We start from the raw sequence: 18,865 nt of genomic DNA, 5'->3' as shown, positions 1-18,865 counted from the left end.
GCAAACGGCAGCCGGAATCGCTGATTCCGGCTGCCGTTTGCTTGTGACGACGTACCCCCGGCGACCCACGACGGCCAGGGAGGGAGGGGTCAGGCCGCGGCGGCGGCCTCCTTCTCCTTGGCCAGGCGGCGGGCCTGCTGGTCGAGGCGGGCCTGGGCGGCGCGGCGGACCTTGGGGCCGCCGGTGGACATGGCGTAGAGCAGCTTGAGCTGGGTCGGGAGGTTGCGGGGGGTGGTGGTGGCCAGCCAGCCGTTGGGCAGCGAGAGCCGCACGACCTTGTGCCAGGCGCTCGCGACCTGCTGCGGCAGCGGCGCGCTGTGGTAGTTCAGGCCGAACTTCTCGAACACCTCGCGCACCTGGGGGGCGACCTCGGCGTAGCGGTTGCTGGGCAGGTCGGGGAACAGGTGGTGCTCGATCTGGTGGGAGAGGTTGCCGGTCATGATGTGCAGGAACGGCCCGCCGGAGATGTTGGCCGAGCCGAGCATCTGCCGCAGGTACCACTGGCCCTGGGTCTCGTCGTCCGGGATCGACTTCTTCTCGAACGTCTCCACGCCCTCGGGGAAGTGGCCGCACATGATCACCGAGTGCGACCACAGGTTGCGCAGCACGTTGGCCACGACGTTGGCGAGCAGCACCTGGGGCGCCGCGCCGGTCGGGGCGGCGAGCAGCGGGTGCACCAGGTAGTCCTTGGTGGCCTGCTTGCGGATCTTGCCCAGCGTCGCCTTCACACCGCGCGTGAAGGACTCGGGGCGCTTGTCCTTCGGCAGGGCGAGGTTGCGGCCCAGCTCGAGGTCGTAGGCGGCGATGCCGTACTCGAACAGGCAGGCGTTGAGGAAGTTCCACAGCGGCTGGCCGAGGTGGAAGGGGTGCCAGCGCTGGTCCTCGTCCACGCGCATGATGCCGTAGCCGAGGTCGTTGTCCTTGCCGACGATGTTGGTGTAGGTGTGGTGCACCTCGTTGTGGCTGTGCTTCCAGCCCTCGGCCGGGGAGGCGTTGTCCCACTCCCAGGTGGTCGAGTGGATCTTCGGGTCGCGCATCCAGTCCCACTGGCCGTGCATGACGTTGTGGCCGATCTCCATGTTCTCCAGGATCTTGGCGATCGTCAGGCCGGCGGTGCCGAGCACCCACAGCGGCGGCAGCGCGCTGCCCAGCAGCACGGCGCGCGAGCCCAGCTCGAGACGACGCTGCACCGCGACCATCCGGCGGATGTAGCGGGCGTCGGACTCGCCGCGGGTGTCGAGCACCGACTGCCGGATGGCGGTGAGCTCCTTGCCGAGCAGCTCGACGTCCTCGGCCGAGAGGTGGGCGATGGGGCTGACGGGCTGCTTGGTGATGACGGTCATCGGGAATCCCTCGAAGGTCGCGGTGGGTGCGGTCGGGTACGGGAGTGCGGTCAGTGGTCGAGCGTGCAGGGGCCGGCGGCGGCGGAGATGCAGGTCTGCACCGGCACGGCGCCGGTCATCGGGTCGGCGGTGGTCACCTCGCCGGTGCGCAGGTCGCGCACGGCGCCGTCGACCAGGGGCAGCACACAGCCGAAGCAGATGCCCATCCGGCAGCCGCTGGGCATGAGCACCCCGGCCTGCTCGGCGACGTCGAGCAGCGGCGTGGCGCCGTCGGCCTCCAGCAGAGCGGGGGTGGCGGTGCGAGCCAGGGCCAGCGTGCCGCCCTCGCCGGTGACGACGACGCTGGGCCGGAACCGCTCGGTGTGCAGCGGCAGGCCGGCGTCGCCGTGGTGGGCCTCGAGGGCGTCGAGCAGGCCGACCGGGCCGCAGGCGTAGGTGGTGCGGGCGGCGAGGTCGGGCACCAGGGTGGCGAGGTCGGCGACGTCGAGCATCCCGTCGCGGTCGGTGTGGAACTCGACGAGACGGAACTCCCCCCGCGCGGCGCGCACGCGCAGCTCGGCGCCGAACACGACGTCCTCGGCCGTGAGCGCGGAGTGCACGAGCACGGCGTCGGCGTAGCGGTGGTGGCGCAGCATGCCCATCACCGGGGTGATGCCGGAGCCGGCGGTCACGAACAGCACCGGCGTGGCCGGGTCGGGGGCGGTGAAGTCGCCCGCGGCCTGGTCGAGGTGGAGCAGGTCGCCGGGGCGCAGGCCGCGCACGAGGTGGTTCGAGACCACGCCGTCCTCGATGGCCTGCACGGTGACGCTGATCAGGCCGTCCGTGCGCGGGCCGTGGGTGAGGGAGTAGGCGCGCCAGTGACGCACGCCGTCGACGTCGACGCCCAGGCGCAGGTACTGCCCGGGGGTGTGGCCGGCCCAGTCGCGGCCGGGGCGCAGCACGAGGGTGGCGGCCCGGAGGGTCTCGGGCTCGACCGCCACGACCCGCGCCCGGAGGTCGGCGCCCGCGCGCAGCGGGGCGACCATGTCGAGCACGTCGGCCGGCACCATCGGTGTGAGGGCGGCCTCGGCGACGCGTCGCGCGCGGGTGCGCCACGCGACGCCGTCGGTCAGGGACCCTGTGAGGGAGCCCGCGCGGGCGGTGCGCGTCAGCGGTCCGGGAAGGGGCAGGGCCGTCATGGTGACCAGCATGTCCTCGCCCGGCGTCGAACTCCTGTGCTCCTCACGTGAACCGCACCGGCTTTCTTGTCATCTGCGAACAAAGAGCCCAGGATGACGCCATGCGCGAACCCGGCGATCTGTCCCTCCCGGCACAGGCCGTGGCCGGCATCCGGGAGGCGTTGCCCGTGATCGCCGAGGATGCCGTGGCCGCGATCATCGCCGAGGTGCCGAGCTACGCCGACGCCTTCTCCGGGCCCATGGGCGCCACCATCCGCACCGCCGTGGAGGTCGCCCTCGGAGGGTTCCTCTCCCTGGCCGCCGGACGCGGCGGCACCGCCACCGCCCCCACCGCCACCGCCGTCGACGGCGCCTACCAGCTGGGCCGCGGCGAGGCCCGCCACGAGCGCAGCAGCGAGGTGATCCTGTCGGCGTACCGCATCGGCGCCCGGGTGTCGTGGCGCGCGATGGCCGAGCGCGGCGTCGCCTCCGGCCTCGACGCCCGCACCCTGGCGGCGTTCGCCGAGCTCGTCTTCGCCTACATCGACGAGCTGTCGGCGGCCTCGGTCGCCGGGTACCACGACGAGCTCGCCACCGCGGGTCGCCTCCGACAGCGCCAGCGGGAGCGCCTGGCGCACCACCTGCTCACCGGCTCCCCCGCCGACGTCGTGCTCGGCGCCGCGGAGCGGGCCGAGTGGTCGCTGCCCGCCACCCTCACCGCGGTGCTGCTGGCGGAGTCGCAGGTGCGGGCCGTCATCAGCGCCCTGCCGCCGGGCACGCTCCAGGCCGCCGACCCACCGGGCCTCACCCCCGACGACGGCGTGCTGCTGCTGGTGCCCGACAGCCACGGCGCCGGCCGCGCGGCCCTGCTGCGGGCGGTCCGGGGACGCCACGCCGTCGTGGGGCCGGCCCGCCCCTGGGAGGCGGTGCGCGCCTCGGCGGACCGCGTCGTGCGCGCCCACCGTGCCGGCCTGGCCGGCGACACCGAGGAGCACCTGCCGGCCCTGGTGCTCTCCGCCGACGCCGAGGCCCGCGCCGACCTGCGCGCCCGGGTGCTCGCGCCGCGGGCCGCGCTGCGCCCCGCCGCGCGGGAGAAGCTGGCCGAGACCCTGCGCGCCTGGGTGCTGCACCAGGGCCGCCGCGACGACGTCGCCGCCGCACTGTTCGTGCATCCCCAGACGGTGCGGTACCGCGTGGCGCAGCTGCGCGAGGCCTACGGCGACCGGCTGGAGGACCCCGACTTCGTGCTGGCGGCCACCATCGGGCTGGGCTGACGCGGGCCCGGGTCGTCGGGGGTGCCGGGGGGTGGCCGCCGCGGTCGTAGGCTGGCGGGAATGAACCGCCCCGTCCCGCGTCCCCGCCGCCCCCGGACCCCGGTCGAGGCGCGCGCCCTGCGGGCCGTCGGCCCCGCGCTGCTGCTGGTCACGACGCTCGCCGCCTGCGGCGGATCGGCCGATCCCGGCGGCGCGCCGGCTGCGATCCCGCCGGCCGCGGACACGACGACCACGGCGCCCGGCGAGCCCGGTGGTCCGGACGCCGCGGGACCCGTGCGCTACGTCGCCCTCGGCGACTCCTACTCCGCGGGCGCCGGGATCGACCCGGTCGCCCCCGGCAGCGGCGGCTGCTTCCGCTCCACCCGCAACTACCCCCACCAGCTGGCCGAGCGCCTCGACCTCGGCCTCGCCGACGCCACCTGCAGCGGGGCCACCTCGGAGGACCTGCTCGCCGGGGCCGTCGCCGGCGACCTCCCCGAGCTGGGCCCCCGCACCCGGCTGGTCACCCTCAGCATCGGCGGCAACGACGGCGGCCTGTTCACCCAGCTGCTCGGGTCCTGCGCCCGCTACGCCGCCACCGACCCGACCGGCAGCCCCTGCGAGGCCGCGATCCGCGACCGCACGACCGAGGTGCTGGACGAGATCGACGACAACGTCGGCGCCGTCATCGACGCCGTCGTCGACCGGGCGCCGCGGGCGCGCGTCGTCGTCGTCGGCTACCCCGCCCTGCTGCCGGACTCCGGACCGGGCTGCCCCGACGTGCTGCCCGTCGCCGCCGGTGACGTCGCGTTCATCGCCGGGGTCAACACCGACCTGTCCGCCGCGTTGGAGTGGGCGGCGCGCGCCGCCGACGTGGAGTTCCTCGACGTCGCGACCCCGAGCCGTGGGCACGACATCTGCGCCGCCACCCCGTGGGTCAACGGCCTGGACCCCGCCGAGGGCGACGGCATCCCGGTGCACCCGCGGCTCGTGGAACAGACCGCGGTGGCCGACCTGCTCGCCGACCTGCTGGCCGACCCGCCGACCGACCCGCCCGCCGCCCGGGAGGGCGGCCGGCGCGGACGCTGACCGACACGCATACCCCCCAAGGCACCCGGGTTTGTCTGGTAGGACGTCCGACCTCGTATCCTGACCCGCGTGAACCGACGCGCCCTGAGTCTGCGACGGGGCACCCGGCCGGGCGCTCGACCGGGCACTCGGCGGGGCCTCTCCCTCGTGGTCGGCCTGACCCTGGGCGCCCTCGTGCTCGGCGGCTGCCAGAGCGCTGACGGCCGTGCCCTGCCGGACGCCTCGGCGTCGCCGTCCCCGGCCCCCGACGGCACCGGCACGCCCACCGCTGACGGCGAGCTCACCTACGTCGCGATGGGCGACTCCTACACCGCCGCCCCGCTGTTCCCGCTGGTGAGCGGGGAGCAGATCGACGACTGCCTGCGCTCGCAGGAGAACTACCCCTCGCTCGTGGCGCAGCGGCTCGGGATCGAGGTCACCGACGTCAGCTGCTCCGGCGCCTCGACGGTGAGCATCTTCAGCGAGCAGTCCTTCACCAGCGGTGCGCGGCCGCCGCAGCTCGACGCGCTGTCCGACGAGGTCGACCTCGTGACCCTGGGCATCGGGGCCAACGACTTCCGGTTCTTCTCCAAGATGATGTTCACCTGCCTGAAGCTGGCCGAGCGCGACCCCGAGGGCGCGCCCTGCCGCGACCGCAACCGCACCGACGCCGGCCGCGACCGCCTCGAGCGCAAGCTCGGCGAGATCCGCAAGCGCGTCACCCGCGTGGTGCGCGCGATCGGCAACCAGGCGCCCTCGGCCCGGATCCTGCTGATCGGCTACCCCCAGCTGCTGCCCGACGAGGGCACCTGCACCGCCAAGCTGCCCCTCGCGCTGGGCGACTACGACTACGTGCGCGGGCTCAACCTCGACCTCGCCGCGGCCGTCGCCCAGGGCGGGGTGAAGGCGGGCGCCGAGTACGTCGACCTCGTCGCCGCCAGCCAGGGCCACGACATCTGCTCCGAGCAGCCCTGGGTCGCCGGCATCCGGGGCGACCCGCGGCGCGCCATGGGCCTGCACCCCTACCCCGCCGAGCAGCGGGCCGTCGCCGACCTCGTCGTCGGCCTGGTCGAGGGCGCCTGAGCCTGCCCCCTCCGGACCGCCGGTGCTCACCGAGGGTCCGTTGCCACGAGCGAAATTGGCAGGTCACGGGGGTGCCACCGCCGACGCCTCCTGCCAATTTCGCTCGTGGCAACGGGAGACGGCGACCACCCGCGGGCCTAGACGGCGCCGGCGACCACCCGGCCGCCGACGACGGTGAGGGCCACCTGGGTGGTGCGCAGGTGGGCGGCCGCGGCGGCGCTGCCGTGCTCGGCCGGATCGACGGCGAGCGGGTCGTGGTCGAGCAGGACGACGTCTCCGGGCGTGCCGGGCACGGTGAGGCCGGGGTGCTCGTCGGTCGAGGCCGCGAGCGCCTCGCGCGGGGTCAGCGCCTGCTCGGGGTGCCACGGGTCGCGGTCGTCGGCGCTGCGGTGCACCGCGGCCGCCATCGCCAGCCAGGGGTCGAGCGGGGAGACCGGCGCGTCGGAGCCGAGCACCAGCCGCACGCCGGCGTCGAGCATCCAGCGGAAGGCGAAGCTCCGCTCGCCCCGGCCGGGCCACAGCAGCTCGGTGACGTCGCGGTCGTCGAGCAGGTGGGCCGGCTGCACCGAGGCCCGCAGCCGGAGGGCGGCGAGCCGGGCGACGTCATCGGGGCGCACCAGCTGGGCGTGCTCGATCGACCCCGCGGCGCCGGTGGTGGCGAAGGCGTCGAGGGCGGCGCCGCAGGCGGCGTCGCCGATGGCGTGCACGGCGATCTCCAGCCCCGACATGTGCGCGCGGGCCAGCAGCGCCTGCAACTCGTGGGCCGCCAGGTTCGCCGCCCCGTGATCGTCGCCGCCCGAGCCCCCGGAGCCGTAGGGGTCGCAGCACCAGGCGGTGCGGGTGTTGAGCGAGCCGTCGCTGATGATCTTCAGGCTGCCCATCCGCAGCCGGTCCGACGTCGGGTCCTCAGGCAGTAGCGGCGCCCCGGTGCGCAGGCCGCGGGCGATGACGTCCTCGAGCCGGTCGGCGTAGACCCCGATCCGCAGGCGGAGCAGGTCCAGCTGCCCGCTCCAGCGCTCCTGCCAGGCCATGACGCCGTCGGTGAACTCCAGGTCCACCAGGCCGACCACGCCCCGGGCGGCGGCCGCCTCCAGCGTGCGGCGGTAGTCGGCCGGGGTGGTGCCGGCGTCGCCGGTGATGGTCGTGAGGCGCTCGTAGGCGGCGAACCACTCGTTCTCGCGCACGACCTCCTCGCGGGCGCCGAGGCCGAGTGCGGCCAGGGCCGCGGAGTTGAGCCAGGCGTGGTGGGCGTCGCCGGCGATGAGCACCACCGGGGTCACCCCGGCGACGGCGTCCAGCTCGGAGGCCCGCACCTCCCGGCCCCAGCCACCGGGCCGGTGTCCCCAGCCGATGACGGGGCGGCCAGGCTCGGCCGCCACCCGCGCCGCGACGAGCGCCACCGCCTCCTCGGGCGAGGCGCAGCCGGCGGTGTCGAGCCGGGAGCGGGTGAGGGTCCACTGCCCCAGGTGCACATGCTGGTCCCACAGCCCGGGGATCGCCCAGCGCCCCGCGGCCTGCAGCTCGGGCACCCCGGCGGGCCGCGCCAGCCCGGGCCCGGCCGCGACGACGACGCCGTCGCGCAGCAGCAGGTCCACCGGCTCGGGGGTCGCCGGGGCTCCGGGACGGAGGGCGAGCGGGCGCACGTCGCGCAGCAGCAGGTCGTCCACCACCCGACCCTACCGAGCCCGCACCCGGGGCCAGCGGAGGCCGACACGGGCGCGGGGAGCGGTCCGGGAGGCTCGACGGCGCCCGGGCTGGGTAGGGTCGCGCCTGTGAAGGCTCGGCTCGCGCTCGTGGCGGTGGTCATGCTGGCCGCCGGTGCCGCGGCCGGCTTCCTCGCGGTCCCGCGCGACGACGCCCCGGCGGTGACGGCCTTCGACGCTCCTGCGCCGGTGCCGGCCCGCAGCCCCGCGAACCCACTGCCCACCTACGCCGTCTCTCCCGACCCCGACACCCCGGCGCTGACCACGGACCTGCCGCTGGTGCCGGTCACGTTCCGCAGCACCGCGCCCCGCGGCGACGCCTACCGGGGCCTGCTGCTCCGGGCCCCCATGCCCCGCGACCCGCAGTGGGTGGAGAGCCAGTCCCAGGTCGCCCGGTGGACCTACACCGTGCCGGAGAACCCGCCGAACACCTACGGCATCCGGGTCGACCTCATCTATCCGCGGCAGGCGGTGCTGCAGACCGCGATCCTGCAGCGGATCTCCGAGCTGCAGTCGGCCCTGGCCGACGGCAACTTCCTCGACCTGGAGGTGGAGGAGCGCGACTCCGACTCCTTCACCGCCTCCTACATCGACTCCGGCGGGTACCGGCGCGTCACGATGGAGCAGGCCTTCCCCGGCCCCGACGGCGCCCTGGCCTACGGCCTGATCGCGGTCTACGGCCGCGAGGCCGACCGCGCCGGCATGCGCGACCTGCTCGACCGCATCAGCGCCGACGTCGTGACCGGACCGGACGCCCAGGCCCCCGCCGCGGGCTGAGCCGCCGGTACACCGGGACGGGTCTCAGAGGTCGCGCAACTGCAGGCTGTCGAGCACGGCGGTGGCGTCGGCGATCCGGGCCGCGCGCACCTGGATCCACACGATCTGCTCGTCGGCCACCTGCACGACCCGCTCGACCACCACCCCGTCGCCGTCGGCGCACTGCTCGAAGACCTGGGTGCGCTGCACGCCGTCGGGGGTCCGGTCGCCGGTGACGCCGCGGGCGGAGGCGCAGTCGGGGTGCCCCGGGAGCACGTCGGGCAGCGTGGCGGAGGGGATCAGGCCGACGAACAGGCCCTCGCCGTCGGTGGCCTGCGGCCAGTCGGGGCCGTTGCCCACCGAGAGCGCGGGGAACGCGGTGTCGCCCGCCGGCTCGGCGTCGCTCGGCGGGACCCAGCCGCCGTCGGCCTCGGCGTCCCAGTCGCCCGGGACGACGGCGACGAACGCCCCGGAGTCGTCGCTCACCTCGCGGGTCTCGGGGGCGCCGGAGGCGGTCGCGACCCCGACGCCGGCACCGGCCGCGACGCCGAGTCCGGCGGTGGCCACCGCGACCGCGAGGGTGGCCAGCACCGCGCGGCCCCGGCCCCGGGGCGCGGCGCCGGGCGCCGGCGGGGGCGCGGGGAGGTCGGCGCCCACCGAGGTGGGCGGCTCGGCGGGGTCCATCCGCGTGGCGCTGGAGGCCAGCGCCGCCACGGCACCCGGTCCGGCGGGCGACCCTGCACCCGACCCGGCGGGCGGGTCGGCGGGTGCGGGCGAGGGGCGGACGCCGGGCTGGGTGAGGTCGGGGTCGCGGGGCAGCGCGGGCGCGCCCGACGGCGTGACCTCCAGCGGCCGCATCGTGACGGTGGTCGGCGCGGTGTCGCCCACCAGCGGGGCGAGCGCGGCGGTGAGGGCGTCGGCGAAGCCCGAGACCGTGTCGAAGCGGGCGGTGCGGTCGCGGGCGAGGCCGCGGCGCACGACGTCCTCGACCTCGGCGGGGAACCGGCGCTCGGAGGTGCTGAGCGTGACCGGCTCGCCGGGCTCGGCGGCCGCCGGCAGGGTGGCGTGGGTCCAGGGCAGCCGGCCCGAGAGCAGCAGGAAGGCCAGCACGGCGAGGGAGTACTGGTCGGCGCGGGCGTCCAGGCCCTCCCCCCGCGCCTGCTCGGGCGAGACGAACGCCGGGGTGCCGGCGATCATCGTCAGGCGCGAGGACACGTCGAGGGCCTTGCCGAGCCCGAGGTCGCCGACCATGGCGCGCACCCGCGGCTCCGCCCCCGCCCCGCCGGCGCCCGCGGACGCCCCGGGCAGGTCGACGGTGCGGAAGAGCACGTTGGCCGGCTTGACGTCGCGGTGCAGGATGCCGCGGTCGTGCAGCGCGCCGAGACCCGCCGCGACCTGCTGCACGATGAGCGCCGCCTGGGCGGGGTGGAGGCCCGCGGGCCCGGCGGCAGGATCGGCGGCCGGATCCGGGGCGGTGAGCTGCTCGAGACGGTCGGCCAGCGTGCCCTGGTCGGCGTAGGCCATCACGAGGTAGGGCCGCCCGTCCTCGAGCTGGCCGGCGTCGTAGACCGGTACGACGTGGGGGGACTCCACGCGGCGCAGGTAGCGGCCCTCCTCGAGGAACCGGGTGCGGACCTCGTGCTGCTCGGCCCAGTTCTCGGCGAGCACCTTGATGGCCACCGGGGCGTCGAGCTGCTCGTCGTAGGCGAGCCAGACCGTGGCGAACCCGCCGCTGCCGAGGCGACGGCGCACGGCATAACGCCCGAGATGGCTGGGTCCGACGAAGGCCACGGCTGCATTATGGGCGCTCGGACGCACCGCACGACAGCGCGGGGCGGCATCGAACGGCCCGGACGGGGGAAGGAAGTCGGCCATGAGCTTCAGCAGCGCCCCGGAGGCCCCCACCCCCGACGACCTCGACGCCTGGGCCCGCGCGGCGCAGGCCGGCGACCGGGCGGCGATGGAGGATCTGCTCACCGCGCTGCGGCCGCGGGTGCTCGCGGTGTGCCGCGGCGTGCTGCCCTACACCCCCGACGCCGAGGACGCCTGCCAGGACGCGCTGCTCAACATCGCCACCAAGCTGACCGGCTGGCACGGCCGCGGCCGGGTGACGACCTGGACCCACGTCGTGGCGGTGAACTCCGCGCGCAGCACCTACCGGCGCATGCGCACCCAGGCCCAGGCCGCCGACCCGCTCGAGCACAGCCCGATCACCGAGCGTCCCGACCCGCGCACGACCAGCGTCATCGCCGGCACCCGGCTGGACCTGCTCGAGGCGATGGAGGAGATCGAGAAGGACCACCCGCAGTACGTCGAGCCGCTGCTGCTGCGCGACGTGTACGGGCTGCCCTACGAGGAGATCGCCACGCTCGTCGGCGCCCCGCTCGGCACGATCAAGGCCCAGATCCACCACGGCCGCAAGCTCGCCCGGCCGCTGCTGCGGGGCGAGGGGTGAGCCGGCGGCGGCGCACCCTGACGACGGCGCTGCTCGCCGTCGTCCTCACCGGGTCGACCGGGCTCGCCGCGTGCGGCGGACCGGACACCACCGGCGGCGCCGGCACCACCGGCGGCGCCGCGGCGTCGGGGGCGCCGACCGGCTCCCCCACCGGGTCCGTGGCGACCGAGGTGGACCCCGCCCTCGCGGCCGCCCGCAGCACCCCGGCGGAGGACTCGGCCTACCCCGAGGTCGGCGACCCCGGCGTCGACGCCCTGCACTACGACCTCGACGTGGCCTGGGACCGCGACACCGACACCCTCACCGCCACCGAGGTGCTGACCTTCCGCGCCACCGCCGACGCCGCGCAGGTGCGCCTCGACCTCGCCGGGACGATGGCCGTCACCGAGGCGCTGCTCGACGGCGCCCCGGTGAGCACCACCCACGACGGCAAGGACCTCGTGGTGCAGGCCGCGGTCGTCGCCGACCAGGTGGCCGAGCTGACGCTGTCCTACGCCGGCACCCCCGAGCCCGTCGCCGCGCCGGCCACCCGGACCGACATCGAGGGTCTCGGACTCACCATCGACCCCGACCACCAGCTGTGGACGATGCAGGAACCGTTCGGGGCCTACACCTGGTACGCCGTCAACGACCACCCCTCCGACAAGGCGCTCTACGACCTCACGATCACCGCGCCCCCGGGCTGGGTGGGCGTCGCGGGCGGCACACCGGTCGGCGACACGGCCGCCGCCGACGGGCGCCGCACCACCTCCTACCGGCTCGAGGACCCCGCGGCCGCCTACCTGGTGACCCTCGCGGTGGGCGACTACACCTCCCGCGAGCTCACCAGCGGCTCCGGCGTCCCGATCACGCTGTGGACCCCGCGCGGGGAGCGGCGCTTCGACGACGCGCTCGACACCGCACCCGCCGCGATCGACTGGCTCGAGCAGCACCTGGGGCCCTACCCGTTCGACACCGCGGGGGCGGTGGTGGTGCGCTCGGCGAGCGCGATGGAGACCCAGTCGATGATCACCCTCGGCGACACCGACTACGCCACGAGCCCGGCGGTGATCCTCCACGAGTTCGCCCACCAGTGGTGGGGCGACCTCGTGACGCCCGCGGACTGGCGCGATCTGTGGCTCAACGAGGGCATGGCGATGTACCTGCAGTGGTGGTGGGAGGCCGAGCAGGAGGGGGTGCCGCTGGACCGCTACCTCGAGCGGTACGCGGGCGACGAGGCCTACGCCCGGGTGGAGGCCGGCCCGCCGGGACGCCCCGACCCGCGCCAGTTCGGGTCCACCAACGTCTACTACGGCGGCGCCTACTTCTGGGCCGCCCTGCGCCGCGAGATCGGCGACGACGCCTTCCTCGCCGTCGTGCGCGACTGGCCGGCGCAGCAGGCCGGTCGCAGCGTGCGCGCCGCCGACCTGCTGGCGTTCCTGGAGGAGCGCACCGGCCGGCAGCTCGACGACCTGTGGCGGTCCTGGCTGCTGGCGCGGGTCTCCCCCGAGCTGCCGCGCTGACCCGCGCACGTCGGGCCGCCCGCCTCGCCGCTAGCCTGCGCACCATGCCCACCGTGGACCCCACCCCCGATCAGATCCGCGCCCTCGCCGCCGAGGCGCGCACGGCGACCGGGCCGGTGGTGATGGTCAACCTGCTGCGCTTCGCGGGCGAGGAGGGCCGGGCCTCCTACCGCGCCTACGCCGAGCAGGCGCTGCCGCTGCTCCACCGTGCCGGGGCGAGCGTCGTCTACGCCGGCGAGGCAGCGGCCGCCGTGATCGGCCCCGACCCGTGGTGGCACGAGGTCCTGCTGGTGCGCTACCCCTCCCGTCAGGCGTTCCTGGATGCGGTGATGGACCCGGAGTACCAGTCCTTCACCCACCTGCGCACCGCCGCGCTGGAGGACGCCCGGCTGGTGCCCACGGACCCCGCGCCCGGCCTCTGAGGCACCGGCGACCGGCCGCTGAGCGACCCGGCCCGGTTGCGCTGAGAGCGGACGCGCGTTGACCGCCCCGGCCCCGCTGGGGAGGGTGGGGGCATGCGGATCGCGGTCCTCGGCGGCACGGCCTTCCTGTCCCGCGCCACGGCGCGGGCCGCGGTGGCACGGGGCCACGAGGTCGCGGCGGTGTGCCGCGGCCGCAGCGGCGCCGTGCCGCCCGGGGTGCGGCACGTGCGCTGGGACCGCGCGGTCGAACCGGTGCCCGTCGCCGCGATCGACACGGCCCTGGGCGGACCGCCGGAGGTCGTGGTCGACGTCGGCCGGACGCCGTCGTGGGTGCGCGACGCCGTCGCGGCCCTGCCCGGGGCGCACTGGGTGTTCGTGTCGACGATCAGCGTCTACCCCGACGAGTACCCGGTCGGCGCGAGCCCGGCCACGGTGTCCCCGCAGCCGGCCCGGGACGAGGACGTCGACCTGCGCGAGGACCCGACGGCGTACGGCCCCACGAAGGTGGCCTGTGAGGAGCACGTCCGCGCCGGCGCGGCCCTTGCCACGATCGTGCGGCCCGGCCTGATCGCGGGCCCCGAGGACCCCAGCGGCCGGTTCACCTACTGGCCCGAGCGGCTCGCCGACGGCGGCGAGGTGCTGCTGGGAGGGCGCCCCGAGGACGCCGTGCAGGTGATCGACGTGCGCGACCTCGCGGACTGGCTGGTGCTGCTCGCCGAGGAGGGCACCACCGGCACCGTCGACGCCGTCGGCCCGGCCACGCCGTTCGGTGACCTCGTCACAACCGTGGCGGCCGGTGTCGGTGCCGCGATCTGGCAGCCCTCCTGGGTGCCCGACGCCGCCCTGGCCGCGCTCGACGTCGCGCCCTGGATGGGACCCCGCTCCCTGCCGCTGTGGCTGCCGCGCCCCGAGCACGACGCGATGATGCGCCACGACCCGGCGCCGTCGGAGGCGACCGGACTGCGCTGGCGACCGATCGCCGACACCGCCCGCGACACCCTGACCTGGAGCAGGGCGGCCGGGCCCGCGGCGGTGCGCACGGGGCTCACGCGCGACGAGGAGCGCGCGGTGCTGGCGGCCTGGCACGCGCGCGACGCCGCCGGGACCGAGGGCGACAGGCAGGACTAGCCCGGCGCGGGGCGGGCATGGTGCGCTGCGCCACCTGACACCTGACCCACCTATCACCCACTCGGCCGGAAGGCGCGCGATGGACCTGATCGACTCCCTGCTGTCCGGGATCCTCTACGCCCTGCTCGGCCTGCTCGCCGTGCTGGTCGTGGGGTTCGTGGTGCTCCTGCTCGCCGGCCCCCGGCGGCGTCGCCGCCGCTCCTCCGAACGCGGCGACGGCCTGCTGGACCTGGCCGCCGACGTGGTGGACGGCGTCGGAGGCGGCGACGACGACCGGGGCGGGGCGACCCGCACCGGTGGCGCCGAACGGTCGGGCTGGTCGTCGTGGTTCGGTGGCTCCGGCGACTCGGGCGACTCCGGCGGCTCGGGGGGCGGCTGGGGTGGCGGCGACGGGGGTGGCGGCAGTGGCGACTGATCGCGGCCGCCGGCGGCCCGCGCGGACGGAGCCGAGCCGATGAGCGCCCGGCTGATCGTCCTGCTCGTGTTCGGCGCGGCGGCCGTGATCTTCCTCGTCATGGCCGTCGCCGTGGTGGTGGCGGTGGTGCGCGCGTGCGACCAGCGCGCCCGCGCGATGCGCGGCGCGGCCCGCACCCCCGCCCGCGATCCGGCACCGGGGACGGCGTGGACGGCTGGTACGGCGACCCCCACGACCCGCGCCACGGCGACTCCGGCGACTCCGGCGGCTCCGGCGGCTCCGGCGGCTGGTGGTCCTGGGGCGGGGACTTCGGCGGTGGCGACTCCGGCGGTGGCGACGGCGGAGGTGGTGGCGGCGGAGATGGTGGCGGAGATGGTGGCGGAGGTGGCGGTGGGGACTGATCGGGCCGCTCGGGGGTGGCGCGAGACCGACCGACACGGCATCGTCAGCACCCTCGGCACCGACGCCGCGTCGTCACGGATCACCCTCGGAGCACCTCGATGACCCTCAGCGCACTCTCGCCCCTCGCCACGGACAGCGACCTCGACCCGCTGCAGCCCGACTGGACCGAGCAGGCCTTCCTGATCGCGATGATCGCGGGCGGGGTGCTCTTCCTGGTGTTCCTGACCCTGGCGATGGTGCTGTTCGTGCGCAACCTGCGGCTGGCCCGCCAGCAGACGGGACCGCTGACGGTCACCGTGCGCCACGAGTACCCCGACGGGCGCTGATCGCGGTGGTCGTCGTGGTCCTGATCCTGGTGGCGCTGGTGGTCGTGGTGATCATCGGCGCCTCGCAGAACGGCCGGTCCCGACCGCGTCGCGGCGGCAGCGACGGCGGCGACGGCGGCGTCTTCTTCGGTGACTCCGGCGACGACCGCGGCGGGCACGACGGCGGCGGCTGGAGCTGGGGCGGTGACTCCGGTGGCGGCGGAGACGGCGGTGGCGGAGACGGCGGTGGCGGCGGTGGCGGCGGAGGCGGCGGTGACTGACGGCCTCCGGGCGCGCCGCCCCCACGAGAACGTGGCCACCGTGCTGGTGGACCCGGACGTGCTGCACGACCTCGAGCTCGCGCTCATGCTCCTGGACCTGCGCGTGTGGCCGGTGGCGACGGCGCCGATCTGCGTGGACGGTCCGCGCCAGGCCTTCCAGATGCGCCGGCGGATGGTCGAGGCCCGGCAGGGCTCCTGGGACGACGCGCGCGACTGGACCCCGATCTGGGTGTCCTTCGGCGACTCCTGGCACCGCGGCGACGACCCCCTGCCGTGGGCGGCGCACCGCGCCCTCTGGGACGCCCTGGCCGCCTTCGAGGGACACGTGCGCTACCCCAAGCGGCTCGGCGGGGTGCCCCGGCTGACCGTCCGTCGGGAGCCCTCCTCCTGAGGCACGCACCTCGGGCTAGGTTCTAGCCCCGTGTCCCGCACCACGTCCGGCCCCGCCCGCCCGAGCGCCCGCGACCTCATCGACCTGGTGCTCGACCCCGGGTCGTGGACGAGCTGGGACACCGCCCCGGACCGCACCGGGGTGGGCGAGGAGTACGCCGCCGAGCTGGCCGCCGCCGCGCGCCGCAGCGGGGTGGACGAGTCGGTGCTCACCGGCGAGGGCCTCATGCGCGGACGCCGGGTGGCGGTGCTGGTGGGCGAGTTCGGGTTCCTGGCCGGATCCATCGGCCGCGCGGCCACCGACCGGCTCGTCGCCGCCATCACTCGCGCCACCGCGGAGGGCCTGCCGCTGCTGGCGGCGCCGGTGAGCGGCGGCACCCGGATGCAGGAGGGTACGCCGGCGTTCGTGCAGATGGTCCGGATCTCCGAGGCCGTGGCCGCCCACCGCTCCGCGGGCCTGCCCTACCTGGTGTACCTGCGTCACCCGACCACCGGCGGGGTGATGGCGTCGTGGGGCTCGCTGGGCCACGTCACGGTGGCCGAGCCGGGCGCGCTCGTCGGCTTCCTGGGGCCGCGGGTGTACTCCGCGCTGTACGGGCGCGAGTTCCCCGCCGGGGTGCAGACCTCGGAGAACCTCTACGCCCGCGGCATCATCGACGCCGTCGTGGCGCCCGAGGACATCGCCGAGATCCTCGACCGCGCGCTGACGGTGCTGCTGGCCGCGAAGGGCCCGATCCCCGAGGTCGCCGACCCGCCGACCTCGCCCCTGCCCGACGTCGACACCTGGGACGCCGTCACCCGCAGCCGCCGTCCCGACCGGCCCGGCGTGCGGCGACTCCTGCGCTACGCCGCGCGCGACGTCGTCCCGCTCAACGGCACCGGGCAGGGCGAGCAGGATCCCGGGCTGCTCATCGCCCTCGCCAGGTTCGGGGAGGCGCCGTGCGTGGTCCTCGGGCAGGACCGCCGGGGCCAGACCGCCGACCACCCGATGGGGCCGCAGGCCCTGCGCGAGGCCAGGCGCGGTTTCCGGCTGGCCTCCGAGCTGGGCCTGCCGCTGGTGACGGTCATCGACACCCAGGGCGCAGCGCTCTCCCCGGAGGCGGAGAACGGCGGGCTGGCCGGCGAGATCGCGCGCTGCCTGTCCGAGCTGGTCACCCTCCCGGCCCCCACGCTGTGCCTGATGCTCGGCGAGGGCAACGGGGGCGGGGCGCTGGCCTTCCTGCCGGCCGACCGGGTGGTGGCCGCCCAGCACGCCTGGCTCTCCCCGCTCCCGCCCGAGGGCGCGAGCGCGATCGTGCACCGCGACCTCGACCACGCCCCCGAGATGGCGCGGCGCCAGCAGGTGCGGGCTCTGGACCTGCACCGCCTCGGCGTCGTCGACCGGATCGTGGCCGAGCAGCCCGACGCCGCCGAGGAGCCCGAGGAGTTCTGCCGTCGGGTGGGCGCGGTGCTGGAGTTCGAGCTGGCACGGTTGCTGCGCGTCGGCGCCGGCACGCCGGCGCAGCGGGCCGAGCGCTACCGCTGACGCCGCGGCGCCGTCGTCACCATCTGTTCCGGTCGGGACTGATCGGAATTAACACCACCTCTCAGGTCGGGTTCCGGGTTAGGGTGCGCCGGTGCGCTCCCCGCGATCCCGGCTGCCCCTGCTCCTCGCCTCCGGCCTGCTCGGCGTCTCCACGACGCTGGGCCTGCTGCCGGGTCTGACCGCGGGCGGCGCCCAGGCGATCCCGAGCATCCCGGCCGTGCCCGGCCTCCCGATCCCGCCCGGGCTCACCGACGCGCTGGTGCCGCAGTTCTCGGGCGCCCCGGTGGCGGCGCGCCCGATGGCCGCACCCCGGGTGCCGCAGAACCCCTACCTCTCGGCCAACGGCACCAGCAGCATGCACAACGACGCCTACAGCACCGACGCCTACGAGGTCGCCGGGCCGCTGGGGCGCGACCTGCAGGTCACCTCGGCCAGCTACGGCGTGCGCGAGTGCGCCACCGCCGCCTTCGACTCCCGCGGCCACCTCATCGGTCTGTGCGGCGACCTGGCCGGCTTCACGCTGATGTCGTTGGACCCCGACACCCTCGCCCCGATCGACGAGGTGCAGCTCTCCGAGCGCGACCTGCTCTCGGGGGCCAACCCGTTCAGCGACATCTGCGGCGGCACCTACTTCTTCCTCGACCAGCGCGACCGGGTCTACGCCACCACGATCGGCAGCCGGATCGCCGAGGTCGCGGTGCGCCCCGACGGCACGCTGCAGCGCGGCCGCACGTGGCCGCTGGCCGGCGTCGTCCCGGCCGACGACTGCCTGGTGGCCACCACCGTGGACTGGAACGGCCTGGTCTGGTTCGTCACCCAGGACGCCCGCGTCGGCATCCTGGACCGCCGCACCGGCGTCGCCCGGATCCTCGCCCTGCCGCGCGGCGAGGGCATCTTCAACTCCGTCAGCAGCGACGAGACCGGGGCGGTGTACCTCGTCACCACCCACGCGCTGTACCGGATGGACGCCGATCGCCGCGGTCGCCCGCAGGTGACCTGGCGGCAGGTCTACGACCGCGGCAGCCGGAAGAAGCCGGGCATGCTCTCCCGCGGCTCGGGCACCTCCCCGACCCTGCTGGGGAAGCGCTGGATCGCGATCGCCGACAACGCCGACCCGCGCACGTCGGTGATCGTCTACGACCGTCGCCGCGGCGTCCCGGCCGCCCGCCGCGAGCACTGCGCGGTGCCGACCCTGCCCGCGAACGCCGGCACCACGGAGAACAGCCTCGTGGCGGCGGGCCGCTCGTTCATCATCGAGAACAACTACGGCTACGAGGGCGTGCAGACCACCACCCTGGGCCGCACCACCACCCCCGGCATCGCCCGCGTGGTGCTTACCCGCCGCGGCTGCCGCCTGGCCTGGACCAACGACTCGATCGCCCCGACGTCGGTGGCCAAGGCCTCCCACGGCTCCGGTCTGCTCTACGCCTACACCAAGCCGGCCCGCAGCGACGGCATCGACGCCTGGTACGTCACCGCCATCGACCTGCGCACCGGCCGCACCGCGTGGAGCCGGCTCACCGGCACCGGCATCCAGTGGAACAACCACTACGCCGCCATCTACCTCGGCCCCGACGGCACCCTCTACGTCGCCACCCTCGCCGGCATGATCCGCCTCGCCGACGGCGGGTGACCCGATCCGGCCACCCGGCCGGGCGGGGGCAGTTTGCTCGGCTG

The 18,865-nt window shown here is 75.8% G+C and carries 19 protein-coding genes; 15 read left to right on the top strand and 4 right to left on the bottom strand.

Features of this window, described 5'->3' with window-relative positions; genetic code table 11:
- Positions 1 to 89 precede the first annotated feature (89 nt).
- Both ACERUJ_RS05025 and ACERUJ_RS05020 read right to left on the bottom strand, forming a co-directional pair.
- Positions 90 to 1,343 carry a fatty acid desaturase gene (locus ACERUJ_RS05025; protein WP_370247359.1) on the bottom strand — a complete coding sequence of 418 codons (1,254 nt, stop codon included), beginning with the start codon at positions 1,341 to 1,343 and terminating at the stop codon, positions 90 to 92.
- A gap of 50 nt (positions 1,344 to 1,393) precedes the next feature.
- The gene (locus tag ACERUJ_RS05020; protein WP_370247358.1) at positions 1,394 to 2,521 is read right to left on the bottom strand and encodes a ferredoxin reductase; all 1,128 of its coding nucleotides are present in this window, start codon (positions 2,519 to 2,521) and stop codon (positions 1,394 to 1,396) included.
- A gap of 101 nt (positions 2,522 to 2,622) precedes the next feature.
- Here ACERUJ_RS05020 and ACERUJ_RS05015 point away from each other — a divergent pair, with 101 nt between their 5' ends.
- The 3 genes from ACERUJ_RS05015 (at position 2,623) to ACERUJ_RS05005 (ending at position 5,904) form a co-directional block, all read left to right on the top strand.
- Positions 2,623 to 3,774, top strand: a complete 1,152-nt coding sequence (locus ACERUJ_RS05015) for a helix-turn-helix domain-containing protein (RefSeq protein ID WP_370247357.1) — start codon at positions 2,623 to 2,625, stop codon at positions 3,772 to 3,774.
- A 60-nt stretch (positions 3,775 to 3,834) separates the two neighbouring features.
- Positions 3,835 to 4,842 (top strand): SGNH/GDSL hydrolase family protein, encoded by a 1,008-nt coding sequence (locus ACERUJ_RS05010; RefSeq protein ID WP_370247356.1) that lies wholly within the window; start codon positions 3,835 to 3,837, stop codon positions 4,840 to 4,842.
- 69 nt (positions 4,843 to 4,911) lie between these two features.
- The gene (locus tag ACERUJ_RS05005; protein WP_370247355.1) at positions 4,912 to 5,904 is read left to right on the top strand and encodes an SGNH/GDSL hydrolase family protein; all 993 of its coding nucleotides are present in this window, start codon (positions 4,912 to 4,914) and stop codon (positions 5,902 to 5,904) included.
- 137 nt (positions 5,905 to 6,041) lie between these two features.
- Here ACERUJ_RS05005 and ACERUJ_RS05000 read toward each other — a convergent pair whose 3' ends face one another.
- Entirely contained in the window at positions 6,042 to 7,571 is a 1,530-nt protein-coding gene (locus tag ACERUJ_RS05000; RefSeq protein ID WP_370247354.1) for an amidohydrolase, read from the bottom strand.
- Positions 7,572 to 7,676: 105 nt separating this feature from the next.
- Between ACERUJ_RS05000 and ACERUJ_RS04995 the strand changes: the two genes are divergently transcribed.
- On the top strand, positions 7,677 to 8,384 hold the full coding sequence (locus ACERUJ_RS04995) for a hypothetical protein (RefSeq protein ID WP_370247353.1): 708 nt from the start codon (positions 7,677 to 7,679) through the stop codon (positions 8,382 to 8,384).
- A 24-nt stretch (positions 8,385 to 8,408) separates the two neighbouring features.
- On the opposite strand, the gene ACERUJ_RS04990 is transcribed toward ACERUJ_RS04995, so the two are convergent.
- Positions 8,409 to 10,154 (bottom strand): serine/threonine-protein kinase, encoded by a 1,746-nt coding sequence (locus ACERUJ_RS04990; protein WP_370247352.1) that lies wholly within the window; start codon positions 10,152 to 10,154, stop codon positions 8,409 to 8,411.
- 82 nt (positions 10,155 to 10,236) lie between these two features.
- Here ACERUJ_RS04990 and ACERUJ_RS04985 point away from each other — a divergent pair, with 82 nt between their 5' ends.
- From ACERUJ_RS04985 to ACERUJ_RS04935, 11 genes are all read left to right on the top strand, one after another.
- Complete coding sequence (locus ACERUJ_RS04985; RefSeq protein WP_370247351.1) at positions 10,237 to 10,818, top strand: RNA polymerase sigma factor; 582 nt, start codon at positions 10,237 to 10,239, stop codon at positions 10,816 to 10,818.
- Positions 10,815 to 12,320 carry a M1 family metallopeptidase gene (locus ACERUJ_RS04980; protein WP_370247350.1) on the top strand — a complete coding sequence of 502 codons (1,506 nt, stop codon included), beginning with the start codon at positions 10,815 to 10,817 and terminating at the stop codon, positions 12,318 to 12,320. Before ACERUJ_RS04985 ends, ACERUJ_RS04980 begins: the two co-directional genes overlap by 4 nt.
- Positions 12,321 to 12,364: 44 nt before the next feature.
- Positions 12,365 to 12,742 (top strand): DUF1330 domain-containing protein, encoded by a 378-nt coding sequence (locus tag ACERUJ_RS04975; RefSeq protein ID WP_370247349.1) that lies wholly within the window; start codon positions 12,365 to 12,367, stop codon positions 12,740 to 12,742.
- 93 nt (positions 12,743 to 12,835) lie between these two features.
- Complete coding sequence (locus tag ACERUJ_RS04970; RefSeq protein ID WP_370247348.1) at positions 12,836 to 13,870, top strand: NAD-dependent epimerase/dehydratase family protein; 1,035 nt, start codon at positions 12,836 to 12,838, stop codon at positions 13,868 to 13,870.
- 79 nt (positions 13,871 to 13,949) lie between these two features.
- Positions 13,950 to 14,285, top strand: a complete 336-nt coding sequence (locus tag ACERUJ_RS04965) for a hypothetical protein (RefSeq protein WP_370247347.1) — start codon at positions 13,950 to 13,952, stop codon at positions 14,283 to 14,285.
- A 39-nt stretch (positions 14,286 to 14,324) separates the two neighbouring features.
- Positions 14,325 to 14,789, top strand: a complete 465-nt coding sequence (locus tag ACERUJ_RS04960) for a hypothetical protein (RefSeq protein WP_370247346.1) — start codon at positions 14,325 to 14,327, stop codon at positions 14,787 to 14,789.
- A complete protein-coding gene (locus ACERUJ_RS04955) occupies positions 14,786 to 15,013 on the top strand; it encodes a hypothetical protein (RefSeq protein WP_370247345.1) in 228 nt (75 codons plus the stop codon). The genes ACERUJ_RS04960 and ACERUJ_RS04955 overlap by 4 nt, the downstream gene beginning before the upstream one ends.
- 5 nt (positions 15,014 to 15,018) lie before the next feature.
- Positions 15,019 to 15,273: a hypothetical protein gene (locus tag ACERUJ_RS04950; protein ID WP_372715301.1), complete on the top strand. Its 255-nt coding sequence runs from the start codon at positions 15,019 to 15,021 to the stop codon at positions 15,271 to 15,273.
- Positions 15,266 to 15,664 carry a hypothetical protein gene (locus tag ACERUJ_RS04945; protein WP_370247343.1) on the top strand — a complete coding sequence of 133 codons (399 nt, stop codon included), beginning with the start codon at positions 15,266 to 15,268 and terminating at the stop codon, positions 15,662 to 15,664. Before ACERUJ_RS04950 ends, ACERUJ_RS04945 begins: the two co-directional genes overlap by 8 nt.
- Before the next feature lie 30 nt (positions 15,665 to 15,694).
- Positions 15,695 to 17,188: a carboxyl transferase domain-containing protein gene (locus ACERUJ_RS04940; RefSeq protein ID WP_370247342.1), complete on the top strand. Its 1,494-nt coding sequence runs from the start codon at positions 15,695 to 15,697 to the stop codon at positions 17,186 to 17,188.
- A 91-nt stretch (positions 17,189 to 17,279) separates the two neighbouring features.
- On the top strand, positions 17,280 to 18,821 hold the full coding sequence (locus tag ACERUJ_RS04935) for a hypothetical protein (RefSeq protein ID WP_370247341.1): 1,542 nt from the start codon (positions 17,280 to 17,282) through the stop codon (positions 18,819 to 18,821).
- Positions 18,822 to 18,865: the final 44 nt, after the last annotated feature.

This window comes from Nocardioides sp. (assembly GCF_964228225.1).
Lineage (GTDB): Bacteria > Actinomycetota > Actinomycetes > Propionibacteriales > Nocardioidaceae > Nocardioides.
Note: the sequence above shows the minus strand (reverse complement) of the source record. Positions and strands in the feature narration are given on the sequence as shown.

Excerpts from the sequence above, each read along its gene's own strand:
- ACERUJ_RS05010 (WP_370247356.1), top strand. The coding sequence starts at position 3,835 with ATGAACCGCCCCGTCCCGCGTCCCCGCCGCCCCCGGACCCCGGTCGAG.
- ACERUJ_RS04960 (WP_370247346.1), top strand. The coding sequence starts at position 14,325 with ATGAGCGCCCGGCTGATCGTCCTGCTCGTGTTCGGCGCGGCGGCCGTG.
- ACERUJ_RS04970 (WP_370247348.1), top strand. The coding sequence starts at position 12,836 with ATGCGGATCGCGGTCCTCGGCGGCACGGCCTTCCTGTCCCGCGCCACG.
- ACERUJ_RS05020 (WP_370247358.1), bottom strand. The coding sequence starts at position 2,521 with ATGACGGCCCTGCCCCTTCCCGGACCGCTGACGCGCACCGCCCGCGCG.
- ACERUJ_RS04975 (WP_370247349.1), top strand. The coding sequence starts at position 12,365 with ATGCCCACCGTGGACCCCACCCCCGATCAGATCCGCGCCCTCGCCGCC.
- ACERUJ_RS04955 (WP_370247345.1), top strand. The coding sequence starts at position 14,786 with ATGACCCTCAGCGCACTCTCGCCCCTCGCCACGGACAGCGACCTCGAC.
- ACERUJ_RS05025 (WP_370247359.1), bottom strand. The coding sequence starts at position 1,343 with ATGACCGTCATCACCAAGCAGCCCGTCAGCCCCATCGCCCACCTCTCG.
- ACERUJ_RS04965 (WP_370247347.1), top strand. The coding sequence starts at position 13,950 with ATGGACCTGATCGACTCCCTGCTGTCCGGGATCCTCTACGCCCTGCTC.
- ACERUJ_RS05015 (WP_370247357.1), top strand. The coding sequence starts at position 2,623 with ATGCGCGAACCCGGCGATCTGTCCCTCCCGGCACAGGCCGTGGCCGGC.
- ACERUJ_RS04985 (WP_370247351.1), top strand. The coding sequence starts at position 10,237 with ATGAGCTTCAGCAGCGCCCCGGAGGCCCCCACCCCCGACGACCTCGAC.